Consider the following 19577-nt stretch of genomic DNA (forward strand, 5'->3'; position numbering starts at 1 on the left):
ATGAACAATCGCAGAGTAATCGTAAAAATACCAGCAAGTACAGCAAACCTCGGACCAGGATTTGATACGCTGGGGATGGCTCTTTCGCTATACGCTTGGATTGAAATGAGCATCTCTGAACGAACGGAATTCCAGTTTTACGGCGATCAAATGAATGGATTGCCAAAGGACAAAACGAATTTAATCTATAAGGTTGCGCAGCTTGTGTTCAAAGAAGCAGGCGTATCCGTGCCAGAGCTCTCGATTTCGATGCATAGCGATATTCCGCTCACTCGTGGACTAGGCAGCAGCGCGTCTGCAATCGTAGGCGCTCTGGTTGCTGCGAACGCATTGATTGGCAGTCCGCTCACGGATGATAAGCTGTTTCAAATGGCAACAGCGCTGGAAGGCCATCCGGACAATGTCGGCGCGTCACTATACGGCGGCATTGTCGTCTCGGCTTGGGATGGGGAGCGAGCAGATTATGTTAGAATTGAGCCGCATCACAAGCTGAAGACGCTTGTCGCGATTCCAGCCTTTCAGCTGTCGACGGAGAAGGCGCGTCATGCGCTTCCGTCTACAATCAGTATGGCTGACGCCATATTTAACGTCAGCCGCAGCTCTTTGCTCGTCGCAGCGCTTGCTGGCGGCGAGCTAGGTATGATTCGCCATGCGATGAAGGATCGGCTGCACCAGCCTTACCGTGCAGCCCTGATTCCCGGCATGGCAACTATACTGGAGCGTGCGGTAGAGCACGGCGCGCTTGGTGCTGCGCTAAGCGGAGCAGGGCCGACGCTGATTGCATTTGTTGAGGATACGGAAGCCGGTGCTGCACACAGCTCGGGCGAATCCATGCTTGAAACATTTCTGCTTGATACGCTAAAGCAGGAGGGCATTGAAGCAAATACGCTATGGCTGTCGCCAAGCGCTCAAGGTCCTCAAATTACGATAGAGGATATTTCTTCGCAGCCTGCGATTCCTCTTCCGGATCGAATTAAAGGAGATATGAAGCGATGAAGACGATAGCGGTTTTACCTGCTGGCTCCGTATCGGATGAGGCAGCAAGACATTTATTCCGCGGTGAAGAAATAAACTGGAAGCATCATCGGCTAATATCCGATGTGTTCCTGTCTACTGTCAATGGAATAAGTGATTACAGCATCATTCCGATCGAGAATACGATTGAGGGTTCTGTTAGCCTTCATATGGATTGGCTTGTACATGAGGTTGATATTCCGATTCAAGCGGAGTGGGTTTATCCCTCCATTCAAAATTTGATCGGCCGACAATCTGAACTGTTAAACGATAATGGGGAAATGGACTACTCACGTATTACTAAAGTGATCAGCCATCCTGTAGCGATCGCACAGTGCTTGCAATTTCTGCGTACACATCTTCCGCATGCGGTTACAGAACATGTCAGCAGTACAGCTGAGGGCGTTAGAATCGTTCAAAACAATCCGAATGCCGGTTTGGCAGCTATTGGCACGATGACTGCTGCTGCGAACGAGAAGCTTGATGTTCTCGCAAGTGAGATTACAGATCATGATAATAATTACACTCGGTTTTTGCTGGTCGGATCAGAGCCCTATACCGATCGTAAATCCGATAAAATAAAAACGAGCATCTTAATTACATTGCCAGAGGATTACCCGGGAGCGCTCCACCAGGTTCTTTCTGCTTTTGCATGGCGCAAAATCAACTTGACCCGAATTGAATCGCGCCCGACGAAGAAGAAGCTCGGCAATTATTATTTCTTCATCGACATTGATATGGCTCTTGATACCGTTTTGCTTCCATCAGCCATTCAAGAAATTGAAGCAATCGGATGTCAGGTTCGCGTATTAGGAAGCTATCCAAGCTTTACTGAATTCAAGAAATAAGCATAGCTGGTTGTGCGTTACATCTTAGGTTTAATCGATATTGGAATAGAAAGCCGAGTTCACTCTGTTGGGTGAACTCGGCTTTTTACTATTTTTTTTGTGAAAGTGGAGACACCTGCCCATATTCTGCATAGGATGTAAGGATTGATAATAGGCATTAGCAGTGCCTGGTTATTCAGAACGTGACAGGAGGTTAACAACGAGTGAAAATCCATATTGTGAAGAAGGGCGAGTCGTTATACTTTATCGGCCAAAAGTATAATGTTTCGCTCGAAGAGCTTTTGAAGCTGAACCCGGGTATTACGAATCCGGACGCCATTGATGTTGGCATGAAGCTGAAAATTCCTTCAAGCATCGCGGGCGGCGCAGGAGGTGGAATGGACATCATGCATCAGCATATTGTGAAACAAGGTGATACCCTTTGGAAGCTCTCGAAAGCTTGGGGCGTGCCGCTCGCGGATATGATTAAAGCGAATCCGCAGCTCAAAAATCCGAATGTATTGCTTACTGGTGAAGTTGTGAATATCCCTAAAGTAGGCGAAACCATGACTGAAGGAACTGGTGGCCAAGGTACTGGAGGTACTGGACAACAAGCTGGGCAGAGCGTGGCACAAAACACAGGAGGTCATCACGCCCTTCACCCAAGCTCAATCATGCAAGGGGTACAGGGCTGGGTCGGAAAGCTTTCTACTGCGCCTATTATTGGAAAAACACCAACAGCTCCAATTGCAGGCAAGACGCCAACTGCGCCTATTGCACCAGCACCGGTAGCCCCTGCTCCTGAAACGCCTGTTGCACCTGTTCAAGAGAAAAAACCAACAGCACCTATTGTGAAGCCAGTAGAACCAGCTCCTCTTCCTGCCCCTAAGGCGGCAGCAGTTGAGCCAGCCAAAAAGGCGCTGCCGATCGAAAAGCCTGTTGAGAAAAAGCTAAAACCGATTCATTCCGAATACAAGCCAAATGTTGATTTATTCAAGCAATATGGCATCCCAGCAACCGAAGCATTATCCTTGTATGATTTGCCAAAAGCACCTGAAGCAATCTCGCCAGCTGCACAGCAGCCTACTTACGGAGGATATGGGCATCATCAGCCAATGATGACTATGCCGGCACAGATGGGATATGGTTACGGTCAACCGATGACCATGCCAATTCAGTCGGGGTATGGATTTGGTCAACCAATGACCATGCCTGCTCACATGGAACATGGCTACGGTTACGGAGATTGGCATCAACCTGTGCCATTCGGAAGTACGGTAAGCCCAATGCATGAAGGCATCGAGGCGCCATTTGAGTGTCCGCCGGGGATGGTATTTGTCGGCAGTTACCCATCTCCATCCAGCATGCCAATGGGCGTTGGCCCTGAATGGGGTTATGGTTATCCCATGATAAATCCACTCCACCATGGCATGCAGGAAAGTGGTCAAATGGTAGCCGGAACTTCTGCTTTCCCGAACCAAAGCATGGTATCGCCGCTGGCAACACAGCCGAACCAAGGCATGGTATCGCCGCTGGCAACACAGCCGAACCAAGGCATGGTATCGCCGCTGGCAACACAGCCGAACCAAGGCATGGTATCGCCGCTGGCAACACAGCCGAACCAAGGCATGGTATCACCGCTGGCAACACAGCCGAACCAAGGCATGGTATCGCCGCTGGCAACAAAGCCGAATAAAGGTAAGGTGTCCCCTCAAGCGACACAGCCAAACCAAGGCAGTGTATCACCGCTGGCGACACAGCCGAACCAAGGCAGTGTATCACCGCTGGCAACACAGCCGAACCAAGGCGCGGTATCGCCATTTGCGACGCAACCAAACCAAGGCGCGGTATCGCCATTTGCAGCACAGCCGAACCAAGGTGCGGTATCGCCATTTGCGACACAGCCGAACCAAGGCGCGGTATCGCCGTTTGCAACACAGCCAAACCAAGGCGCGGTATCGCCGTTTGCAACACAGCCAAACCAAGGTGCGGTATCGCCATTTGCGACACAGCCAAACCAAGGTGCAGTATCGCCGTTTGCAACACAGCCAAACCAAGGCATGGTATCGCCATTTGCAACACAGCCGAACCAAGGCATGGTATCGCCGTTTGCAACACAGCCGAACCAAGGCATGGTATCGCCATTTGCAACACAGCCGAACCAAGGCATGGTATCGCCGTTTGCAACACAGCCGAACCAAGGGATGGCTTTCCCATCGAGCATGCAGCCTGAATATGGTTATGGCTCCGGCTATGGTCATGGCGGGCATGGGAATGTAATGCCGGTTCAAGTGCAAAATGATGGCGGTTATGGTTATCCTGTAGCTGGTTTCTCCCCATACGCACAGCCGTTTCCATCTAATCAAGGCTGGCCTCAAACAGCCGGTGTAGGCAATATGAATCAAGACGATTGCGGCTGCAAAGGAAATCGTTCTGATCAAAACACTGCAAAGGCGGCTGACGTACAAATTGAAAAACCAGCAAAGATAGTTGTACCAAAGAAATCGAACAAAAAAGCAGTTATTCGAACAGTTTCCACACGGCCTAATAAACCGAAAAAACGTGGAAATCAGCCTTGGATCAATCGTTAAATGAATGTATGCTGCCCCAAAGGTCTACTATCCTTTGGGGCTTTCTTTGTTATGAATACATAATGCTAGTCATTTTTTTGAAAAAACAGGTATCGGACAAGCAGCTTAAACTATGGATTCTTACAAATAAATCGTTTTGAATATTTATGTAATTATGGCGCATACTATCAAAAAATATAAAGAAGGGGTCTTCCCTATGATGGAATTCAGCCTTTGGAAAAACTTAAAGAAACGTTTAAAGAGAAAGCGGCGTCCCGTTTGGATGTTAGGCGTTATTATGTTTTGCTTGCTAGCAGGTTGGCTCTTTATCGCTAATAAAAATGTTGTCACAGCTGCACCCAAGCCATCAGCGAATCAAACGAGCGTTATTCAAGAGCTTGAGAAGCTTGATGGAGCGCTATCTGCAAAGCTGCGCCTCGTATATGTGTGCGGCGAAGAATCGAAGCTTCTGGGTCAATTGATGAGTAAAGAGATTGTTCAGCTAGTGCTTGCACATCCGGAGTGGAAGGTCATGTTGAATCAAGAACAGGGCACCGTTCAGTTTGAAGAGCGTATTGAGGATTTGTCCGAGCATTGTAAAGCGAATGCGTATATGGGCGTCGACAAGAAAGGGAATCTTACCCTTTATGACGGTGCTCCAAAAAAAGAAAAGGTTGTTCGAACCTTTTTCCAGCTGGACGTTCGCTATATGGAGAGCAGTTTGCCGCAGGATAAGCTGGACCAGCTTACCAAAGGGATTCGGATAACCGACATGGAAGAATATAATAGTGTTCTATCCACCTATAGCGACTATGCTATTGAGCAAAATCAGAAAGTAATGAACCCAGCCTATCAGCAAGAGTAAGTGACAAAGGAGATCGCACATCATCGTGCGGTCTCCTTTCTTTATGTCTAAAGGCCGAAATATCAAACGCGCGTTCTCATTCACGCCATCTTTTGCTATAATGGATGAAGCAACTTTCAGTGAGTATGTGGAGAAAGCAGTTATTTTGAGGAGATGACCGTTTGCGCGTTCTTGGAATTGACCCTGGTTATGCGATCGTTGGATTTGGTTTCATAGATAAGATCGGACACAAGCTTACGCCCGTGCAATACGGTGCGATTCAGACGGAAGCTCATACGCCTTCAGAGCAGCGTTTGCTGCAAGTTTACGAGTCTGCGGGCGCTTTAATGGATAAATATAAGCCGGATACTGTGGGCATAGAGAAACTATTTTTTAATCGAAACGTGACGACGGCTTTTGATGTGGCGCAGGCTAGGGGCGCTATTATTTTGGCTGCTGCGCAGCGCGGATTGCCTATTGGCGAATATACGCCGCTTCAAGTAAAGCAGGCGGTTGTTGGTTATGGCAAAGCGGAGAAGAAACAAGTACAAGAAATGGTTAAGGTTTTTTTGAAGCTTTCGGCAGTGCCGAAGCCCGATGATGTTGCCGATGCGCTCGCTGTTGCGATCTGTCATGCGCACTCGGTCGTACTCAATCAGAAAATAAATGAGGTGAAACGTTCATGATCGATTTTTTAAGAGGCAATGTCGTCCATCTAGAATCCGAATATATCGTTCTGGACGTAAGAGATACCGGCTATCGTGTATTTACTCCTAATCCGTATGCATTTGCAAAAAAAGAAGAACCTGTCGTCGTCTATATTCATCATAACGTACGCGAGGATGCTGTTTTGTTGTTTGGCTTTGAGACGAGAGAGGAGCAGACGCTGTTCCGCAAGCTGCTGGAGGTATCCGGCATTGGTCCGCGCGTCGCTTTGGGCATTTTGTCAGGTGGTCGACCGGATGCGGTTATAGCCGCTATTCAGCAGGAAAATATAGCGTTTCTCATTAAGCTTCCGGGCATAGGGAAAAAAACCGCACAACGGATGATTTTAGATCTAAAGGACAAGCTGATCGGGGCGGGGCTGGATGGAGGTCTTTTGACTGCGGCAGGTGTTGCGCTTGATCTCACATCGAGCAGGCATTCAGGTCAAGGCGCAGGCACCGCTTGGCAGGAAGCAAGGGAAGGGCTTGCTGCGCTGGGCTACACAGCAGCGGAGCTTGATAAAGCATGGAATGGATTGCAGCATAGCGTTACGGCGGAGGAATCAGTCGATTCTTTGATGAAGCGGGCTTTGCAGCAGCTATTTAAAGGTTAAAGTAGGGAGATGAAGGCAGATGGATGATAGAATCATTTCCGCCAACCTGATGATGGAAGATCAGGCAGTTGAGCTCAGCTTGCGTCCCCGTTATTTAGCCGAATATATTGGGCAAACAAAAGCCAAGGAAAACTTGAAAATATATATTGAAGCAGCAAAATTGCGCAAAGAAGCGCTTGATCATGTACTGCTGTATGGTCCTCCGGGCCTTGGTAAAACGACTTTGTCGAACATTATTGCCAATGAGCTCGGAGTGAGCCTTCGCACGACATCCGGACCTGCGATTGAACGTCCTGGTGATCTTGCTGCACTGCTCACAAACCTGCAGGAAGGCGATGTACTCTTTATTGATGAAATTCATCGCCTTCATCGCACGGTAGAAGAAGTATTGTACCCGGCAATGGAAGACTTTGCACTCGATATTATGATTGGCAAAGGGCCGAGCGCTCGATCGGTTCGACTCGATTTGCCGCCTTTTACCTTGATTGGCGCGACTACAAGGGCAGGGCTTTTATCTGCGCCGCTTCGTGATCGTTTTGGAGTAGTGAGCCGATTAGAATTTTATACAATGGATGAGCTTGCGTTTATCGTGGCTAGAACAGCAGAAATATTGAACGTCAGCATTGTAGGTGAAGCGGCTTCTGAGATTGCAATGCGGTCTCGAGGAACACCGCGGATTGCGAATCGTCTTCTTAAACGAGTGCGTGATTTCGCGCAGGTGCGCGGCGACGGAGTGATTACACATGACATCGCGCGTTCGGCGCTTGAGCTGCTGCAGGTAGATAAAATGGGACTCGATCTCATCGATTTCAAAATGCTGCAAGCGATGATGACTACTTTTGCCGGCAGGCCAGTTGGCCTTGATACAATTGCAGCAACGATAGGCGAGGAAAGCCAAACGATTGAGGATGTCTATGAGCCGTATTTAATGCAAATCGGTTTTTTACAGCGAACGCCGCGAGGCCGGATTGCTACGGAAAACGCCTATCGTCACCTAGGTCTACCGATACCGGGGAGGTAGTACGCCATGAGTTCCAGAGCCAAAGGTGCCGCTGAGAAACTTTATGTTATCTATGATGGCCATTGCAATCTGTGCCTGGGTTCCATTGCGAAGCTGAAGGAGCTTCACTCTAAAGCGGATTTGCATTATGTTCAAATTCAACAGTTGGAGGCAGCAGGCAGTACGGAACAGCTAATTCCTTCCGTTGGTTTGTTGAAATTTGATGAGTTGTATGAGAAAATGCATGTTGCTGATGAGCAGGGGCAGCTCTTTGCTGGTGCGGATGGAATTGTTCGTATATTAAGAACGGTAAAGGGCTTTCGCTGGCTGTCAGTAATTTATCGAATACCTGGTATGAAAAGCATAGCTAATCGTATGTACAAATTTGTAGCCAAAAGAAGATATGAATGGTTTGGATCTACAGAACAAAGCTGTTCCGTTAATGGCTGCGATTTGCCGCAGAAGAGGGAGGAGAACTAGGAATGTCAATTAAACGGAATATGAAGCGTTATTTAATTATGACGATCGCAATTGTACTGCTTGCTACAGCATGGACAGGCTCTCCATCACAGGCAGCAGTACCAAAGCTCGACAATATCCGAGTTGCTTTGTTCATGCAATTGCCTGGGAAATACGATGATACGACAGCAGCTGCCACATTTTCATCAACGGGTGGAATGAGCATCGGTGTAAGGCAGCCTGATGGCATCAATAATTGGTTTAATGTAGATGGAGCAGCTACAGCTCGATTCGCAGTTGACAGCTTTAAAGTCAAAGTGTACGAGAGCTCAACGTTTGCTTCAGCTCTAGCTGTACAGAAACGTTTGCAAGCTTTGAAGGGGACTGCTTTTATAACCTCCCTTTCAAAAAATGGTGCAATCATCTATCAGGTCATTGAAGGTACATACAAAACAGTTGCAGAAGCTGTTACTGCGCAAACGAAGTGGAAGGGTGACAGTGAGCTGTCTAAGCTAGTTGGCGGCTCGAACTCGGTAGTTCAAGGCCCACTTCATTTGGAGAGCGGTCCTTTGACCAGCAAAGCGGATGCAATAGCAGCAGCCAGCGGCTTCGGCGCAGTTGGCCTCGATGCCTATGTTGCTATTCGTTCACAGCAAAATGGATCAGCGTACTACTCGGTAATGGTAGGGGCGGCTGTATCAGCTGCTGAGCTGCAAATTGTTAAAGCAGCTGCCGCAAATGCTTCAGGCGGAGCGGCGTTGAAGGAGGCCGATGCTAGTTCGGCTTACTTGCTCATAAGAAATGATCATACCGTAACTGTCAAAGCAGAAAGCAGTACTGAGCTGTATATGTTTGCTGGCAACGATACGAAGGTTACGGTGTCTCCAAACGGGAATGATCCAATTAAGCTAAACGAGCGGAGCGCTCGCAGCTATAGAGGACTATTTGAGCTTAGTATATTAAATGGACGGATGGCAGTCGTAAATGAACTTCCATTTGAACAATATTTATATTCCGTTGTAGGTGTGGAAATGTACCCTACATGGCCTATCGAAGCACTTAAGGCACAAGCGGTTGCTGCACGCACTTATGCTTTAAATCGAGGATTTGGTTTCCAAATCGCACATGTCGTGGATACGACTTTAAGCCAAGCTTATTACGGTGTAGGCTCAGAGCGGCCATCAACCATTGCTGCCGTCGAAGAGACAGCAGGCGAAGTTGCATTGTACAATGGAAAAGCAATTGATGCGATCTATTCAGCCAACAGTGGTGGATTTACGGCTGATGCCAAAGAAGCATGGGGCAACGCAGTTCCTTATATGCAGGCTGTCAAAAGCCCGGACGCTTCATCGGAGGTAGGTTTGAACAATTGGTACCGCGTTGTTGTCCCTAGCGGAGCTATTGGTTATATTAGAGAGGATTTACTAGCCGAGACAGGAGAAACGACAGCAGCAGGAAGTCGTATCATGCTAGTAAATACAAACGGAACAAAAGTGCGCAAGCATCCACTTATACAGGATACGATCCCTGTCATTGCAACGGTTGACAATGGAACACGGGTCGTTGTGCTGGATAAAAGTGTAGAATCCAATTCAATGACTTGGATACGTGGTCCTTACAGCGCACAAGAAATGTTAACAACGATTAACGGCAAAGTGAAAACTCCCGTCTCAGGTCCGCTCAAATCACTCGAAGTGAGCCAGCGCGGCGCTTCAGGACGTGCGACAGAAATTACAGCAAATGGACAAAAGCTAGCTGTTACTTATCCAATTGATTATCGTGCTGCACTAGGAGTACAAGGGTCCTTGCCTAGTACGTTGTTCCAGATTGAGGAAACCGCGAAGGTTGCTATGCTTGGTGCTGGAGCTACAACACGTACGAAGCCGTCGGATTCGAATCCTGTTTACATGATTAGTGCCGGAGGTACAAAAACAGAGGCGGTTAACGCTAACTTGTTTATATTAGATGGCAGCGGTAATATTCGCGCAGCTACGAAGGAGCCTTCATTCCGTTTTGTAGGGTCTGGCAACGGACACGGGGTCGGATTATCGCAATACGGAGCATTAAGCCTAGCTCAGCAAGGGTATGACTATCAATATATTTTGAAATACTACTACAAAGATGTCACCATCGCTAAGGAATGATTGAATCGATATGAACGTAGAATGGTTTGATTTTGAATTACCGGAACATTTAATTGCTCAGACGCCATTGCTTGACAGAACGGCCTCGAAATTGCTTGCATTAAACAAGCAAACAGGCGAATTGACACACAATAGATTTACGGATTTAGAGCAGTATGTTAAGCCTGGAGACGTTCTAGTTCTAAATGACACTAGAGTTATTCCAGCCAGGTTGACGGGGATGAAGAGCGATACGGGTGCTAAGATTGAGCTGTTGTTATTGAAGCAGCTCGAGGATGGCAGCTGGGATGCGCTCGGAAAACCGGCTAAACGTTTAAAGGTCGGCACCGCACTATCCTTTGGAGATGACGGTGCAGGCAATCCGCTGCTGCGCGCTGTTGTTGAGCAAGAAGGCGAAATGGGCGGACGTACGATACGTTTTGAATATGAGGGGATATTCCAGGAGCTGCTTGACCGTCTTGGAGAAATGCCACTGCCTCCGTATATCAAGGAAAGGCTTGAAGAACGCGAGCGATATCAAACCGTGTATTCCAAACATGCGGGATCAGCTGCAGCACCAACGGCTGGCTTGCATTTTACGGAAGAATTTCTTAAGCGTCTGCAAGCGAAGGGCGTTAAGCTCGCCTACGTAACACTGCATGTTGGACTAGGCACATTCCGTCCAATGTCCGTTGATCTCGTTGAGGATCATGAAATGCATGCAGAGTATTATGAGCTGAGTGAACAAAATGCCGCAATAATTAATGAAGCCAAACGGAGCGGAGCACGTATTATCGCTGTAGGGACAACCTCATCTCGCACGCTGGAAACTGTTGCTGCTCGCTTTGAAGGAAAAGCAATCGAAGCTTGCAACGGCTGGACATCTATTTTTATTTTCCCAGGTTACGAGTTTAAGCTTGTCAATGCATTACTCACCAATTTTCATCTACCAAAGTCAACGCTCGTTATGCTTGTAAGTGCGCTGGCTGGACGAGATGCTGTCATGCACGCCTATGAAGAAGCGATTGCTCATGAATATCGATTTTTCAGCTTTGGCGATGCCATGTTTATTTACTAATTAGGAATAGGAAGCGTGAATTGTGGCTGTAAAATATGAATTAATCAAACAATGCAAACAATCAGGAGCAAGACTAGGACGTGTACACACTCCGCATGGTGTGATTGAGACGCCTACCTTTATGCCGGTAGGAACACAAGCTACTGTGAAAACGATGGCTCCAGAAGAACTGAAAGCGATGGATGCTCAAATTATTTTGAGCAACACCTACCATTTGTTCCTAAGACCGGGACATGACATTGTAAGAAATGCTGGAGGATTGCATAAGTTCATGAACTGGGATCGTCCAATTCTAACAGACAGCGGCGGATTCCAAGTTTTTAGTCTTAGTGAAATGCGTAAGATTACCGAGGAAGGCGTACACTTTCGTTCCCATCTCAATGGCGACAAAAAATTTCTTTCACCAGAAGTAGCGATGGAAATTCAGAATGCTCTTGGCTCTGATATTATGATGGCATTTGATGAATGTCCGCCATTTCCTGCCGAGCATGACTATGTGAAGAAATCGTTGGAGCGTACGACACGTTGGGCAGAGCGCTGCCTTAAGGCTCACGCAAGACCGCATGACCAAGGGCTGTTCGCTATCGTTCAGGGGGGGATGTACAAAGATTTGCGTATTCAAAGCGCAAATGATTTGACTTCCATGGATTTCCCGGGGTATGCTATTGGTGGACTGAGTGTTGGAGAGCCTAAACATCTGATGTATGATGTGCTCGACTATACGGTTCCCATTTTGCCAGCGAATAAACCACGCTACCTTATGGGAGTTGGATCGCCGGATGCATTAATTGAAGGGTCTATCCGCGGTATTGATATGTTCGATTGTGTTCTGCCAACGCGTATTGCTCGCAATGGGACAACCATGACAAGCCAAGGCAGACTCGTCATCCGTAACGCGAAGTACGCTGAGGATTATGGTCCTCTGGATCCAGAGTGCTCATGCTATACATGCACAAATTATTCCAGAGCTTATATCCGGCATTTAATTAAAGCGGATGAGACGTTCGGTATGAGGCTGACGACTTATCACAATTTGCATTTCTTGCTACAACTCATGCGGGACGTTCGGCAAGCGATCATGGATGACCGGCTTTTGGATTTCCGGGATTCCTTCTTCACAAGCTACGGCCTGTTCGATAATGAGAAAGGGTTTTGAAAGGAGGGATTTCGATGTTGCAAGCAGCAGGTGAAGCAGGATCAACAAATATCCTACAAATGATTTGGCCTTTTGTGCTTATGTTTGCGGTTTTTTATTTCTTGCTTATCCGTCCGCAGCAGAAGAAACAAAAGACTCGTGCAAGCATGCTTAACCAATTGAAGAAAGGCGATAAAATTTCAACAATTGGTGGATTGCATGGCACAGTCGTTGAGCTGAGTGACGATACGGTTGTTATTCGTGTCAACGACACAACTAAAATGACATTTGAGCGCAGCGCAATTAATACAATTATCAACTCCGCACCAGCGTCGGTTGATTTAGAGAAATAATTAAAAAAACCGACTGACATGCTTGCATGTCAGTCGGTTTTTTTTTTTTTTTTGTAAATGTTCATTTCTTCATATTTACGCCAATCATACCGCCAAATGCGCCTGATAGGAGAGCAGCGCCTAGAAGAAGGATGCTATGTACGGATAAGGAAGCATTTGATGCAAGAAAGCTGATAATGATAACGATTACGCCATAAAGCAAACCGAGCAATGCGCCATTATACCAGCCTTTATTCTCAGAGCGTCTTCCTGATGTAAAGCCCCCCGCCAGTGCTGCGAAACCGTGAACCAGCATGGCGTTAGAGGGCAAACTGCTTTCCTTCATTGCCGTAAAATGCAAAAGCAGTGAGAGCAGCAATGCGCCTACTGCTAGCCAAATGATTGAAAAAAGCACTCCGGCAAGCAAAGGTGAAGCGATTAAAGGCGGCTTAGGTGCTTGTTTAACCGAACTCATCATATTCCCCCCAGCGTTATGAACGTATTACTTATCCATATGGTCAAGCTAGGTAGAATAGTACAGGAATTAGCTTGTCAGTATGTATTTATGAGCAGCTTATTCCGCATTGCCATATATTCGTATAAACAGCAGGAGTATGATGTTGTAACACGTAGGTCAGAATAGCTTTACGGACAAAACGCAGCTGGCATCAGCTCGAATGATAAAGACGAGGAGGCGGTTTCCTTTGGAATTTTGGGGCCTGTTGATCCGGACGATAATGATTTATTTCGTCGTATTTCTGATCATGCGTTTTATGGGAAAACGAGAAATCGGTAAACTTTCCGTGTTCGATCTCGTTATTTCAGTCATGATTGCTGAGATTGCAGTCATTGTTATTGAAGACATGGAGCGGGCGATGTGGGAAGGCATCTTACCGATGGTCGTTTTGATGATTATTCAAGTAGGCAGTGCTTTTATGACGATGAAGAGTCGAAAGCTAAGACTGCTGTTTGATGGCAAACCAAGTGTAATTATTGACAAGGGCAAGCTGAATAGTGACGTTATGCGCAAGCAGCGGTACAATCTGGATGATCTAATGCTGCAGTTAAGGGAAAATAAAATCAGTGCTGTATCGGATGTTGAATTTGCGATTTTGGAGACGAGCGGCAAGCTGTCCGTCATACCCAAGGAAAATGCTGATGAGTCTGAAGAGGGCAGTAATGAAGGTCAGGAATCAGAGCGATCCGACCAAAAGCTGAAGCAGTACAATCAAACGAATATTTTTCCACCGAAATATCGCTTTGAGATATTGCCTGTCCCGCTTATTATGGATGGCAAGGTGCAGGACAAAAACTTAGAAAATCTTGAAAAGACAAGATTTTGGTTAAAAAATGTTTTGCAGGAAAGAGGCGTCTTCGATTTTAAGGACGTGTTTTTTTGTACGATTGACTATAAAGGGAAGTTGTTTATTGATACGCATGATAAAAAACCGCGTTAAAGAGAGGGCGTATCCCTTTCTTTACCGCGGTTTTTATCATTCGATGACCTTACCATTGTTATTTAAACCAAGCTCCGAACAATGGTAAACGCGCCATATCGTGGCGATCAATGATTTTCATTACGATCATCAAAATTAAATAAATGATTACGCTAGCTGCGCATGCAAGAAGTAAATTTACCCATTCCATGGAGAGCGGTTTATGATTCATCGTAAACCTGGCGGCAGCTCCCATAATAATCATAGCGGTTCCAACTTTTACAAAATCAAGCACTTTCATATGGAAGCCAATGAACCGCAATACGCTAATGCCGTGCAATAATGTGACGAGTACGATATTGACATTAATAGCGATTAAAGCACCGTATATTCCAAAATCAGCATTCGATGCAAGTTGAACGATGAGAAATAGCTTGACCACCGCACCAATTAATGTGTTAATTAATGCCGTTCCCGGTTTATTTAGTGCTTGGAGTGCTGCTTGCAGGGGAGCCTGCAGATAGATGAAAATGCCAACAGGAGCGATGAGCTGGAGCATCGGAGCTATTTCGGCATGGTTATAAACGATACGGCAAATCGGTTCAGCTAACAAAGCCATAATAACAACAAAAGGCGCCCCTGAAACAAGTGCAAGCCTCATCGATTGATGCAGTCGTTTGTGAATTAACGCATGATCTCCGCGAGCAGCCGCTTCGGATAAGGAGGGTACCAGTGAAACCGCAAGAGAGTAGGTTAATGCAGTTGGCAATAAAAGCAGCGGTATGATCATTCCTTGCAATGCTCCGTATTGCGCAGTGGCGATGCCTGTTGTAATTCCTGCCGCTGCTAAACTTCGGACGGTAAAGATGGATTCCAGCAAGTAGGAGAAGGAGCCGACCAATCGACTGCCTGTCACGGGAATGGATAAGCTAAGTAATTTTCGCAATACAGGAATGTTTTTGTTTGATTTTTCATTTGTCTGATTGAGAGCTTTTTGTTTGATGCGGGATTTGTCTCTGTAGTATTTCCAAAGCAGTACGGCGAGGCCCCCGATCTCTCCAAGCACGGCTCCAAGCATGGCGCCAGCCGCCGCCCATTCAAGACCATAAGGCAGGAGCATGAAAGAAAATGATAGCGATGCAACAATGCGCAGCAAGGTTTCTACGATTTGAGATACAGCGGTGGGAATCATGTTCTGTTTGCCTTGGAAGTAACCTCGATAAACCGATGATATGCCAATAATGAGCAGCATAGGAGTCATAACCATAAAGGTGCGGTATACGCGGGCATCCGGCAGCACATGCTTCGTTATCCAAGGTGCAAAAAGAAGCATGAGAGCGGTCAACAATATGCCTAGCGAAGTTACGAGGAGCATAGCTGTTCGAAAAATATACTTTACTCGTTTGGAATCACCTTGCGACTCTGCTTCAGCAATCCATTTGGCAACGGCAAGCGGAATGCCTCCTGTGATTAAGGTTATCATGACCGTTAGAAACGGATAGCTCAGCTGGTATAATCCTACACCCTCTGCCCCCATAATACGGGGGAGTGCAATGCGAGGAATGAAACCAAGCAGCCTGTTAATTAAACCTGCGGCAAGCAATATCATGGCGCCTTTTATAAAGTTTTGCTTTGTTTGATCCGATCGTTTTGTCATTATGATGAACCCTCTTCTCTATCATGGAATAACCAAATGCTGCCTTCTACTGATGTGAGTCGAAGTCTTTAGACAGGCATGTACTATCATCTTTATGCGCGGCATGTCCAGTTCCATGTCAGTGAATTTATAGATTAGCAGTGAAGCGGGCAGGAAAAAGGCAGAGGAACAGCGAATAGATGGGATACAGCTTTATGTCATAAGCTTTTGGGAGGCGCAGCATGGCAGACGAAGAATTAAATCGTATGATCGAGGAGCTATGCAACAGCAAAGCGGAGGAATTTCATCTCATTGGCTACGAACATGTAACGGGTCAAGAGGTTTGGGAATGCGTTAGCCAGAAATATAACAAGTCGGGACAGCCCGAACTACATGAATTAGTAAATGATATTTTATCTTTAAAAGTTATGAAATTTATGAATTTCATGACGATAAGCGCATACAAAGGAACCCAATTTTAAATTGACGGTTTCTTTTTTTTTGACTCGATTTTGTCCCGTCTGTATAATAGGAATATTGAGATCATAAGGGGGATTTAGACGTATGTTCGGGAAGAGAATAATTGCCTTCCTTGCGATCGTAGTCATTATGTTTGGCGTTATCGCTTGGACAAGCCCATCGCTAGTGAAAGACGTAAGGCTAGGCCTTGATTTGAAAGGCGGATTTGAGGTTTTGTACGAAGCTACGCCGCTTGAAGGTGGAGAAGCTGTAACACCGCAATCACTAAAGGAAACGGCAAAAAGCTTAGAAAAGCGGATTGACGAACTCGGTATTGTAGAGCCGGAGATTACAACTGAAGGCTCAAACCGCATTCGTTTGAGACTTGCAGGAGTTGCGAACGAGAATGAAGTAAGAGACATTCTTGCCAAACCAATTAATTTAACGTTCCGCGGACCTGACGGCAAGATCGAGCTGGACGGCAGCGATTTTAAGCAAAATGGTGCAGGTGTTGGTTATGACAACTTAAGCAAACCTTTTGTTACAATCGAACTTAAGGATGCGAAAAAATTCGAGGAAATTACGACACGGTTGATCGGTTCGTATTTAGCGATCTATCTCGATGATAAAGAGCTTTCCAGACCATCCGTAAGAGAACCGATTTCAGGTGGATCAGCTACAATTACGGGTGAATATACCGTAAATGAAGCGAGAGATATGGCCGATATGATTAATCTCGGAGCATTGCCTCTCAAGCTCACTGAGAAATATACGCAAAGCGTTGGCGCTAAACTAGGACTAGCTTCCTTGAAAGACACCGTTGAGGCGGGTGTTATCGGAACAGTCATTATTTTGATATTCCTTGTTATTTTGTTCCGTATTCCAGGCATTGTAGCTGGTATTACAGTAATTACTTATACTTGGCTCTTGATCGTAGTATTTAACTTAATGAATGCGACCCTAACACTCCCAGGAATAGCCGCCTTTGTGCTAGGTATAGGTATGGCGGTTGATGCGAATATCATCATGTATGAGCGGATTAAGGAAGAGATTCGAAGCGGGAAAAGCTTGCTTTCATCGCTTAAAGCTGGATCGAAAAACTCATTCCGTACCATTATGGATGCGAACATTACGAACATCATTTCAAGTGCAGTATTGTACTTTATCGGTAATGGAGCGATTCGTGGTTTTGCATTGACGATGATTTTCAGTATTTTGGTAAGTATGCTGACAAACATCTTCTTGTCCCGCTTTTTAATTATGCTCCTTATTAAGAGCAACCTGTTTACAAAACCAAGCTACTATGGTGTGAAGGAGGCAGAAATCCGTGAACTTTAATACAAAAATTCGTTATGATTTCATCGGGAACCGCAATAAGTTCTTTCTGTTCTCGATCACGTTAACCGTAATCGGCATCTTGTCTTTGCTTTTTTTCAGCCTTAATTTCGGTGTTGATTTCAAGGCTGGTACGAATATGGATATTTCAGTAGGCAAAGCAGTAACCCAACAGGATGCGAAAGAAATTCTTGTGAAAGCAGGAATCGAAGGCATCACGCCTACAGTTGGTGGTACAGGTGAAGAACGTGTAACGGCTCGTTTTGACGAAGTGCTTACACAAACCAAAATCACTGAAATTCAAGACTTATTTAAAGCGAAGTATGGTGATCAAGTATCGGCTGAGGTTAACGTCGTATCGCCGGACATGGCGCAGGAGCTTGGGATCAAAACGATCTGGGCAGTACTGATTGCCAGCGTAGCCATTATGATTTATGTCATGATTCGTTTTGAATGGCGCTTTGCACTAGCTGCGAACATTGCGATTTTGTATGACGCCTTTGTCGTTGTCGCGTTGTTCTCGATATTCCGTCTGGAAGTTGATCTTCCGTTTATTGCGGCGGTGTTGACAACGATCGGTTATTCTATCAATGATAAAATCGTTATTTTTGACCGGATTCGTGAAAATCTTCGGTTTGGTCAATATAAAAACCGTGAGCAGCTCGCTGAGATGGTTAACGCAAGTATCTGGCAAACAATGGCGCGTAATATCTATACTGTATTAGCAGTGCTTATCGTTGCAGTTTGTTTGTTCATCTTCGGAAGCGAGTCAATCAAGCTATTTGCCCTTGCAAAAATCATTGGTCTTACAAGCGGTGCGTACTCGTCCATTTGTATCGCGAGCCCGCTATGGCTAATGCTTAAAGGCAGACAAAAGCCAAAGGCTGTTGTTAAGAAAACAGCTTAACTATAAGCAGTTGAATGCTTACGAAGTGGTTTTGCATGCGCAAAACCTAAGTAGATGCTTACGAAGTGGTTTTGCATTCGCAAAACCTAAGTACATGCTTACGAAGTAGGTTTTGCATTCGCAAAACCTAAGTAGATGCTTACGAAGTGGTTTTGCATGCGCAAAACCTTTAGGAGGTATAAATGTCAACCACACAGCGATATGTAAAAGCAGAGTCCGCAAGCTGGGCCGGCTTATGGGGAAACATGCTGCTGGCTCTATTTAAAGGTGTAATAGGATGGTTGTCAGGAAGCAAAGCGCTGCTCGCGGATGCATTTCGAACAGCGGCTGAGGTCGCTGCAGGAGTTGTTGCCCTTTCAGGTTTGAGGGCAAGCCGGCAGCGGAAAATGGCAAACCCGGGTGCCAAAGCGGTACCAGTAGATTTAAGAGGAGAGACGGCGACAACGATATTGTTGTCAGTCGTCCTTCTCATCGTTGGGCTCGAAATCGGTATATCTGCCATTAGAGACCTTTCTGATCGTGTAACGACCGCTCCGCACTGGAGTGCGGCAGTGGCCATCGCGCTTGCTCTAATCGTTCAGCAGCTGTTTTTTTCATCGAAGGATCGAATGACAGGACTTTATTGTTCAGTCGCAGCATTAGTGGGCGCAAGCGGAGCGATTATTGGCAAAATGCTGAATGTGCCGGTGCTCTATTATTTTGATCCGGCGGCAGCGATCGTTATTGCGGTCATTGTTATCGTAAACGGCTACAGAATGGCTACAGTCTTTATGCGAAAAGATGAACATAGCAAGACTTCAGAGGAAAATCCGGATGAGCTGATGCAGCTTATTCAACGTGTTGATGGAGTCATTACTGTGCAAACCTTGCGAGCGAAAGAGCATGGTCATTATGTCATTGCAGAAATGGTTATTAGTGTAAATCCACGCATTTCTGTTCTTGAGGGTCAAGAGATTGCCAAAAGGGTAAAGCAGCTCGTCATGAAACGTTTTATACATGTCATGGATGTATCGATTTTCGTTGAGCCTTATGATCCTGGTTATCCTTATAAGTCTAATCATGATCCGAATCAGGAGCAGATGCCGACACTGCTGCAATAAGAAC

At 46.1% G+C, this 19577-nt stretch carries 19 protein-coding genes; 17 read left to right on the forward strand and 2 right to left on the reverse strand.

Features of this window, described 5'->3' with window-relative positions; translation table 11 throughout:
• From thrB to yajC, 12 genes are all read left to right on the forward strand, one after another.
• Positions 1-996: a homoserine kinase gene (gene thrB / locus AC1DOV_RS09515; protein WP_477511929.1), complete on the forward strand. Its 996-nt coding sequence runs from the start codon at positions 1-3 to the stop codon at positions 994-996.
• Positions 993-1862, forward strand: coding sequence for a prephenate dehydratase (gene pheA, locus AC1DOV_RS09520; protein ID WP_430057746.1), 870 nt, complete (start codon positions 993-995; stop codon positions 1860-1862). Before thrB ends, pheA begins: the two co-directional genes overlap by 4 nt.
• Positions 1863-2065: 203 nt before the next feature.
• Complete coding sequence (locus AC1DOV_RS09525; protein ID WP_477549777.1) at positions 2066-4432, forward strand: LysM peptidoglycan-binding domain-containing protein; 2367 nt, start codon at positions 2066-2068, stop codon at positions 4430-4432.
• Between the two features lie 196 nt (positions 4433-4628).
• Complete coding sequence (locus AC1DOV_RS09530) at positions 4629-5276, forward strand: BofC C-terminal domain-containing protein (RefSeq protein ID WP_339207873.1); 648 nt, start codon at positions 4629-4631, stop codon at positions 5274-5276.
• Between the two features lie 161 nt (positions 5277-5437).
• The gene (ruvC, locus tag AC1DOV_RS09535; protein ID WP_076270842.1) at positions 5438-5941 is read left to right on the forward strand and encodes a crossover junction endodeoxyribonuclease RuvC; all 504 of its coding nucleotides are present in this window, start codon (positions 5438-5440) and stop codon (positions 5939-5941) included.
• Positions 5938-6573 (forward strand): Holliday junction branch migration protein RuvA, encoded by a 636-nt coding sequence (gene ruvA, locus AC1DOV_RS09540; protein WP_054027250.1) that lies wholly within the window; start codon positions 5938-5940, stop codon positions 6571-6573. The genes ruvC and ruvA overlap by 4 nt, the downstream gene beginning before the upstream one ends.
• Before the next feature lie 19 nt (positions 6574-6592).
• Complete coding sequence (gene ruvB / locus AC1DOV_RS09545; RefSeq protein ID WP_076270841.1) at positions 6593-7594, forward strand: Holliday junction branch migration DNA helicase RuvB; 1002 nt, start codon at positions 6593-6595, stop codon at positions 7592-7594.
• Positions 7595-7600: 6 nt separating this feature from the next.
• Complete coding sequence (locus AC1DOV_RS09550; RefSeq protein WP_477549778.1) at positions 7601-8053, forward strand: thiol-disulfide oxidoreductase DCC family protein; 453 nt, start codon at positions 7601-7603, stop codon at positions 8051-8053.
• A 2-nt stretch (positions 8054-8055) separates the two neighbouring features.
• Positions 8056-10176 (forward strand): SpoIID/LytB domain-containing protein, encoded by a 2121-nt coding sequence (locus tag AC1DOV_RS09555; protein ID WP_477549779.1) that lies wholly within the window; start codon positions 8056-8058, stop codon positions 10174-10176.
• 10 nt (positions 10177-10186) lie between these two features.
• Positions 10187-11233, forward strand: a complete 1047-nt coding sequence (gene queA / locus AC1DOV_RS09560) for a tRNA preQ1(34) S-adenosylmethionine ribosyltransferase-isomerase QueA (protein WP_441875803.1) — start codon at positions 10187-10189, stop codon at positions 11231-11233.
• A gap of 22 nt (positions 11234-11255) precedes the next feature.
• The gene (gene tgt / locus AC1DOV_RS09565) at positions 11256-12389 is read left to right on the forward strand and encodes a tRNA guanosine(34) transglycosylase Tgt (RefSeq protein WP_179089915.1); all 1134 of its coding nucleotides are present in this window, start codon (positions 11256-11258) and stop codon (positions 12387-12389) included.
• A 14-nt stretch (positions 12390-12403) separates the two neighbouring features.
• Positions 12404-12721, forward strand: a complete 318-nt coding sequence (gene yajC / locus AC1DOV_RS09570) for a preprotein translocase subunit YajC (RefSeq protein ID WP_076270836.1) — start codon at positions 12404-12406, stop codon at positions 12719-12721.
• Between the two features lie 61 nt (positions 12722-12782).
• Here yajC and AC1DOV_RS09575 read toward each other — a convergent pair whose 3' ends face one another.
• Positions 12783-13175 carry a TIGR04086 family membrane protein gene (locus AC1DOV_RS09575; RefSeq protein ID WP_076270835.1) on the reverse strand — a complete coding sequence of 131 codons (393 nt, stop codon included), beginning with the start codon at positions 13173-13175 and terminating at the stop codon, positions 12783-12785.
• A gap of 262 nt (positions 13176-13437) precedes the next feature.
• Here AC1DOV_RS09575 and AC1DOV_RS09580 point away from each other — a divergent pair, with 262 nt between their 5' ends.
• Positions 13438-14157: a YetF domain-containing protein gene (locus AC1DOV_RS09580; protein ID WP_430057844.1), complete on the forward strand. Its 720-nt coding sequence runs from the start codon at positions 13438-13440 to the stop codon at positions 14155-14157.
• A gap of 58 nt (positions 14158-14215) precedes the next feature.
• Here AC1DOV_RS09580 and spoVB read toward each other — a convergent pair whose 3' ends face one another.
• A complete protein-coding gene (gene spoVB / locus AC1DOV_RS09585) occupies positions 14216-15793 on the reverse strand; it encodes a stage V sporulation protein B (RefSeq protein ID WP_477549780.1) in 1578 nt (525 codons plus the stop codon).
• A 221-nt stretch (positions 15794-16014) separates the two neighbouring features.
• Between spoVB and AC1DOV_RS09590 the strand changes: the two genes are divergently transcribed.
• From AC1DOV_RS09590 to AC1DOV_RS09605, 4 genes are all read left to right on the forward strand, one after another.
• On the forward strand, positions 16015-16254 hold the full coding sequence (locus AC1DOV_RS09590; RefSeq protein WP_076270832.1) for a post-transcriptional regulator: 240 nt from the start codon (positions 16015-16017) through the stop codon (positions 16252-16254).
• 82 nt (positions 16255-16336) lie between these two features.
• Complete coding sequence (secD, locus tag AC1DOV_RS09595) at positions 16337-17569, forward strand: protein translocase subunit SecD (protein ID WP_441912583.1); 1233 nt, start codon at positions 16337-16339, stop codon at positions 17567-17569.
• Positions 17559-18473 carry a protein translocase subunit SecF gene (gene secF, locus AC1DOV_RS09600; RefSeq protein ID WP_339207880.1) on the forward strand — a complete coding sequence of 305 codons (915 nt, stop codon included), beginning with the start codon at positions 17559-17561 and terminating at the stop codon, positions 18471-18473. The genes secD and secF overlap by 11 nt, the downstream gene beginning before the upstream one ends.
• A gap of 182 nt (positions 18474-18655) precedes the next feature.
• A complete protein-coding gene (locus AC1DOV_RS09605; RefSeq protein ID WP_477511671.1) occupies positions 18656-19573 on the forward strand; it encodes a cation diffusion facilitator family transporter in 918 nt (305 codons plus the stop codon).
• Positions 19574-19577 lie beyond the last annotated feature (4 nt).

Source organism: Paenibacillus sp. 01T47, from assembly GCF_056398245.1.

Excerpts from the sequence above, each read along its gene's own strand:
- thrB (WP_477511929.1), top strand. The coding sequence starts at position 1 with ATGAACAATCGCAGAGTAATCGTAAAAATACCAGCAAGTACAGCAAAC.
- pheA (WP_430057746.1), top strand. The coding sequence starts at position 993 with ATGAAGACGATAGCGGTTTTACCTGCTGGCTCCGTATCGGATGAGGCA.
- AC1DOV_RS09530 (WP_339207873.1), top strand. The coding sequence starts at position 4,629 with ATGATGGAATTCAGCCTTTGGAAAAACTTAAAGAAACGTTTAAAGAGA.
- ruvA (WP_054027250.1), top strand. The coding sequence starts at position 5,938 with ATGATCGATTTTTTAAGAGGCAATGTCGTCCATCTAGAATCCGAATAT.
- ruvB (WP_076270841.1), top strand. The coding sequence starts at position 6,593 with ATGGATGATAGAATCATTTCCGCCAACCTGATGATGGAAGATCAGGCA.
- AC1DOV_RS09550 (WP_477549778.1), top strand. The coding sequence starts at position 7,601 with ATGAGTTCCAGAGCCAAAGGTGCCGCTGAGAAACTTTATGTTATCTAT.
- AC1DOV_RS09555 (WP_477549779.1), top strand. The coding sequence starts at position 8,056 with ATGTCAATTAAACGGAATATGAAGCGTTATTTAATTATGACGATCGCA.
- queA (WP_441875803.1), top strand. The coding sequence starts at position 10,187 with ATGAACGTAGAATGGTTTGATTTTGAATTACCGGAACATTTAATTGCT.
- yajC (WP_076270836.1), top strand. The coding sequence starts at position 12,404 with ATGTTGCAAGCAGCAGGTGAAGCAGGATCAACAAATATCCTACAAATG.
- AC1DOV_RS09575 (WP_076270835.1), bottom strand. The coding sequence starts at position 13,175 with ATGAGTTCGGTTAAACAAGCACCTAAGCCGCCTTTAATCGCTTCACCT.
- AC1DOV_RS09580 (WP_430057844.1), top strand. The coding sequence starts at position 13,438 with ATGATTTATTTCGTCGTATTTCTGATCATGCGTTTTATGGGAAAACGA.
- spoVB (WP_477549780.1), bottom strand. The coding sequence starts at position 15,793 with ATGACAAAACGATCGGATCAAACAAAGCAAAACTTTATAAAAGGCGCC.
- AC1DOV_RS09590 (WP_076270832.1), top strand. The coding sequence starts at position 16,015 with ATGGCAGACGAAGAATTAAATCGTATGATCGAGGAGCTATGCAACAGC.
- secD (WP_441912583.1), top strand. The coding sequence starts at position 16,337 with ATGTTCGGGAAGAGAATAATTGCCTTCCTTGCGATCGTAGTCATTATG.
- AC1DOV_RS09605 (WP_477511671.1), top strand. The coding sequence starts at position 18,656 with ATGTCAACCACACAGCGATATGTAAAAGCAGAGTCCGCAAGCTGGGCC.